4 protein-coding genes and 2 tRNA genes are annotated in these 5,280 nt (G+C 71.2%); 3 read left to right on the plus strand and 3 right to left on the minus strand.

Going from position 1 to position 5,280, the window contains the following annotated elements; translation table 11 throughout:
• Positions 1-176: 176 nt before the first annotated feature.
• Positions 177-749, minus strand: a complete 573-nt coding sequence (locus ACFW1A_RS38195; RefSeq protein ID WP_380417868.1) for a CGNR zinc finger domain-containing protein — start codon at positions 747-749, stop codon at positions 177-179.
• Positions 750-1,071: 322 nt separating this feature from the next.
• Positions 1,072-1,485, minus strand: a complete 414-nt coding sequence (locus ACFW1A_RS38200) for an SsgA family sporulation/cell division regulator (protein WP_030056266.1) — start codon at positions 1,483-1,485, stop codon at positions 1,072-1,074.
• Positions 1,486-1,803: 318 nt separating this feature from the next.
• Between ACFW1A_RS38200 and ACFW1A_RS38205 the strand changes: the two genes are divergently transcribed.
• Together ACFW1A_RS38205 and ACFW1A_RS38210 are read left to right on the plus strand one after the other, a co-directional pair.
• Positions 1,804-1,875 (plus strand) — tRNA-Val (locus ACFW1A_RS38205).
• A gap of 214 nt (positions 1,876-2,089) precedes the next feature.
• Positions 2,090-2,161: transfer RNA gene (locus tag ACFW1A_RS38210), tRNA-Val, on the plus strand.
• A 109-nt stretch (positions 2,162-2,270) separates the two neighbouring features.
• Here the strand turns inward: ACFW1A_RS38210 and ACFW1A_RS38215 are convergent.
• Positions 2,271-3,014: a 3'-5' exonuclease gene (locus tag ACFW1A_RS38215; protein ID WP_380417870.1), complete on the minus strand. Its 744-nt coding sequence runs from the start codon at positions 3,012-3,014 to the stop codon at positions 2,271-2,273.
• Between the two features lie 244 nt (positions 3,015-3,258).
• Between ACFW1A_RS38215 and thrS the strand changes: the two genes are divergently transcribed.
• A complete protein-coding gene (thrS, locus tag ACFW1A_RS38220) occupies positions 3,259-5,238 on the plus strand; it encodes a threonine--tRNA ligase (RefSeq protein ID WP_380417872.1) in 1,980 nt (659 codons plus the stop codon).
• Positions 5,239-5,280 lie beyond the last annotated feature (42 nt).

Here is a 5,280-nt window from a genome sequence, read left to right on the forward strand (position 1 = left end):
GGCCGGGAGCACCGCGACGGCGGTGGCGCCGGCCGGCGGGCAGGACGGCCGGACCGGGCAGCGCGGCCAGGGCGCCGACCTCGGGGACTTCTCCGACATCGAGGACATCCTGCGCAAGCGCGGCATCTAGGGCGGGGCCAGGGCCGGACGGGCCCCGGCGGCGCGGGGCCGGCGGGTCAGACGCCGACGGCCTCGTCCGCCGCCGAGCGCTGCCGGGCCCGGTAGGCGGCCACGTGCATCCGGTTCCCGCAGGTGCGGCTGTCGCAGTAGCGGCGCGACCGGTTGCGGGACAGGTCGACGAAGAGCCGGGCGCAGTCCGGCGCCTCGCAGCGGCGCAGCCGCTCGCGCTCGCCGGCCATCAGGATCAGCCCCAACGCCATGCCGAGCTCGGCCGCCAGGTGGTCGGCCAGCGCGGCGTGCGGGGCGAAGTAGTGCATGTGCCAGCCGTGGCCGTCGTGGTCGGTCAGCCGCGGCGTCGCGTTCACCGCGGCCACCAGCGCGTTCACCAGACCGGCCGCGCTCTCGGTGGACCGGGCGGTGAAGACCTCCCGCAGCTGCCCGCGCAGCTCCCGCACCGAGCGCAGGTCGGAGTCGCCGATCGAGTCGACCTCGCTGATGTCGTGGCGGGTCACGAACGCGCACAGCGCCGCCGGGTCCGCGAGCTGCTCGGCGCCGTTGATCTCGGGTGCCGTGTTGAGCAGGTCCACCAGGATGCCCAGGGCGCACTCGGTGTCATGGGTGATCAGCACGTGGGAGCTCCTCGCGTGCGCCGTGGACGGTCGGATCCGCCCGCTCGGGGCCGGTCATCACCGCCGAACTCTACCGGGCGGCGGCGGTGGAACGCAGGAGACGCCCGGCACCGGTGCGGTGTCCACCCGCCGGGGGGAGGGTGGACACGGCGCCGGTGCCGAGCGCCTGCCCGCCGCGCCCGGTGGGCGCGGCGCCGCGAAGCTCGGTCCGTACGGTGTGCGCGGTCCGGGCGCGCGGTGCGTGCTCGGGCCTGTGGCCGTGCCCCCGAGTAGGACAGCCACGGATGACGACCGGCCGCCGGGGGACGCGCCCCCGCCGGCTTCAGCTCTCGGCGAGGATGTGCGACAGCTCCCGATCCAGATCGAAGTGACGGTGTTCGGTGCCGGGCGGCACCGCGGCGTCGGTCCGCTTGAGAAAGGACTCAAGCGCCCGGGCCGGGGCCTCCAGCAGGGCTTCTCCCTCGGGAGAGCTCAGCGCGATGCAGACGACACCCTGTCCGTGACTGCGTGACGGCCACACCCGGACATCGCCGGTCCCGGTGGGTCGGTGCAGCCCCTCCGCGAGGAGGTCGCGGGCGAACACCCATTCCACGGTCTCGTCGGCGCCGGTGTGGAAGGTGGCGTGCACGGCATAGGGGTCGGCAGTGTCGTAGCGCAGGCCCGCGGGGACGGGCAGTGACGACTCGCTGGACACGATGAGGCGCAGGTGCAGCTCGCAGCTGACCGTGGTGTTCATAAGCGCCAGGGCCTTTCGCTCAGTGTGCGCTCGGGGAATCGCACGTCGGCGAACGGACCATCCCACCTCCAGCGGCGATGTAAACCCGTCTGTCCCGATTCGGGCCCCGCCGGTAACCCTTCCGGCGCATTGCACAAAGCGCCGGGACCGGTGTTCCGGCGGATATCGGGAGGCGCGGCGACGGGGCGGGGCGACCTCCTGGCTGGTTGCGGTGAGTGACCGAAGGGGGTGGACGGGCTGGTCCGGCCGGTGCCGCCGTCGCTCGGGGTAAGTGGTCGGGAGCACCCCCCGGGATGGGGTAATGTTTTCCCTGCAGCCGGGCGATTAGCTCAGCGGGAGAGCACTTCGTTCACACCGAAGGGGTCACTGGTTCGATCCCAGTATCGCCCACCGGATTGCGCAAGAAGGCGTAGGACCCTGGTTATTTTCCACCGGGGTCCTACGCTTTTTTCTGCTTCCCGGAGAACGCGGCCGGAACCCCTTTCGAACTGATCCCGCGTCAGCCCGCCTTTCGGCGGCCGGGGCTGGCGGGCCGTCGGGTGCCCGGGGATCAACCGCGTTGCAGGGCACCCCGGGGGAGGTGCTATTGTTCTTCTCGTTGCCCGGGCGATTAGCTCAGCGGGAGAGCACTTCGTTCACACCGAAGGGGTCACTGGTTCGATCCCAGTATCGCCCACCGGACAACATCGGGCCCGGACTCCACTCGTGGAGTCCGGGCCCGATGCGTTGTCGGCCCGCCGGTCCCAACTGCCGTGCCGCCGAAGCCCGGTGCGTCTGATGCGGGCTCAGGCCGCCGCGGCCGGCCGGAGCGGCCAGGAGCGGTCCACCCGCTCCGGGGTGCCGGACCGGTCGAACCACTCCTGCAGGCCGCGGGCCTGCGCCGCGTGCCAGGTGCGCTGGCGCAGGTGCAACTCGGCGGGGGAGAAGGCGCCCAGGGTGCCCTGGTAGCGCTCGCCCAGCACCCGGACCAGCTGCAGCGCGGCCCAGGCGTCGGCACCCGCGTCGTGCGCCCCGTCCAGCACCACGCCGTAGTGCGCGCACAGGTCGGTGAGCGTGCGGCGGCCCTTGCGGTAGCGGTCCACGTGCTTGTCCAGCACCCGCGGGTCGACCACCAGCAGTTCGGCGCCGGCCAGGAAGGCGTCCAGCGAGCTGTCCCGGTGCCGGCGCAACTCCCGGTCCAGCAGGGTCAGGTCGTAGGGCGCGTTCATCACCACCAGCGGCACCCCGGCGCGTGCCTGCGCGGCCAGCGCGGCCGCTATCTCGGCCGTCACCAGGGCCGGCGGGCGGCCCTCGGCCCGCACCCGCTCGTCGGTGATCCCGTGCACGGCGCGGGCGCCCTCGGGGATCGGGACGCCCGGATCGGCCAGCCAGGAGAGCCGGGTGGGCTCGGCGCCGGGCGCGGACTGCAGCACCAGGGCGGCCGAGACGATCCGGTCCTGCTCCACGTCCACGCCGGTGGTCTCGGTGTCGAAGGAGGCGAACGGGCCTCGGTACCAGTGGCCCTCGTCCATCGGGAACGGCTGCGTCATGACCACCCCTCACATCCCCCGGGCTCTCCCCGGACCCGCTGGTGCACCGCCGAGGACTGACGGTGCACCGGCCCGCACTGCGGTTCCGATCAGGTGATACCCCCGGTCGGTACCGGTTCAACCCGGGCGGGACGCCCTGGCACGGCCGTGGAGAGGGGTGCACGATCGGGGGACCGGGCTCGGTACCATCGGGGCAGCAGCAGGAAGCTGCGGCCATCAGATCCAGCACGTCAGGAGAAAACCGGTGACGGACGTCCGGGTAATCATCAACCGCGAACCCGATCGGGAAGAGCGCGTGGTGACGACGGGCACCACCGCCGCCGACCTGTTCGCCGAGGACCGCAGCGTGGTCGCCGCCCGGGTCGGCGGCGAGCTCAAGGACCTGGCCCACCAGCTGCACGACGGCGACGAGGTCGAGCCGGTCGCCATCACCAGCCAGGACGGCCTCAACATCCTGCGCCACTCCACCGCGCACGTGATGGCGCAGGCCGTGCAGCAGCTCTTCCCGGAGGCCAAGCTCGGCATCGGCCCGCCGATCAAGGACGGCTTCTACTACGACTTCGACGTGGAGAAGCCGTTCCACCCCGATGACCTCAAGGCCATCGAGAAGAAGATGCAGGAGATCATCAAGAAGGGCCAGAAGTTCGCCCGCCGGGTGGTCACCGACGAGTCGGCCCGCGAGGAGCTGGCCGGCGAGCCGTACAAGCTGGAGCTGATCGGGCTCAAGGGCTCGGCCGCCACCGCCGGCGAGGGCGCGGACGTCGAGGTGGGCGGCGGCGAGCTGACCATCTACGACAACCTGGACCCGAAGAGCGGCGAGCTCTGCTGGGGCGACCTGTGCCGCGGCCCGCACCTGCCCAGCACCCGGATGATCCCGGCCTTCAAGATCATGCGCTCGGCCGCCGCCTACTGGCGCGGCAGCGAGAAGAACAAGCAGCTGCAGCGCCTGTACGGCACCGCGTGGCCGACCAAGGACGAGCTGAAGGCGCACCTGGACTTCCTGGAGGAGGCCGCCAAGCGCGACCACCGCAAGCTCGGCTCCGAGCTGGACCTCTTCTCCATCCCGGAGGAGATCGGTTCGGGCCTGGCGGTCTTCCACCCCAAGGGCGGCATCATGCGCCGGGTGATGGAGGACTACTCGCGCAAGCGGCACGAGGAGTCCGGCTACGAGTTCGTCTACTCGCCGCACGCCACCAAGGGCACCCTGTTCGAGCTCTCCGGCCACCTGGACTGGTACGCGGACGGGATGTACCCGCCCATGAAGCTCGACGGCGAGATCGACTACTACCTCAAGCCGATGAACTGCCCGATGCACAACCTGATCTACCGCTCGCGCGGTCGGTCGTACCGTGAACTGCCGCTGCGGCTCTTCGAGTTCGGCACGGTCTACCGGTACGAGAAGTCGGGCGTGGTGCACGGCCTGACCCGGGCCCGCGGCTTCACCCAGGACGACGCGCACATCTACTGCACCAAGGAGCAGATGGCCGGCGAGCTGGACTCGCTGCTCACCTTCGTGCTGGACCTGCTGCGCGACTACGGGCTGAACGACTTCTACCTGGAGCTGTCCACCAAGGACCCGGAGAAGTACATCGGCTCGGACGAGGACTGGGAGGAGGCCACCGAGACGCTGCGCAAGGCGGCCGAGAAGCAGAACCTCGACCTGGTGCTGGACCCGGCGGGCGCGGCCTTCTACGGCCCGAAGATCTCGGTGCAGGCGAAGGACGCGATCGGCCGCACCTGGCAGATGTCCACCATCCAGGTCGACTTCCAGCTGCCGCAGCGGTTCGAGCTGGAGTTCCAGGGCGCGGACGGCAACCGGCAGCGGCCGGTGATGATCCACCGGGCGCTGTTCGGCTCGATCGAGCGGTTCTTCGCCGTGCTGCTGGAGCACTACGCGGGCGCCATGCCGCCGTGGCTGGCCCCGGTCACCGTGGTCGGCATCCCGATCACCGACGAGCACGTGCCGTACCTGCAGGAGGTCGCGGCCGAGCTGAAGAAGCACGGGGTCCGAGTCGAGGTGGACGCCTCGGACGACCGGATGCAGAAGAAGATCCGCAACGCGCAGCGCGCCAAGATCCCGTTCATGCTGCTCGCGGGCAACGACGACGTCGAGGCCGGCGCGGTGAGCTTCCGCTACCGCAACGGCGAGCAGAAGAACGGCGTGCCGGTCTCCGAGGCGGTCGCCGAGATCGTCGACGCGGTGCAGCGCCGGATCCAGGTCTGACCCGAGCCGGGGTGCGGGGCGGACTCCAGGAGGAGTCCGCCC

The sequence above is a fragment of the Kitasatospora sp. NPDC058965 genome, from assembly GCF_042741245.1.
Lineage (GTDB): Bacteria > Actinomycetota > Actinomycetes > Streptomycetales > Streptomycetaceae > Kitasatospora.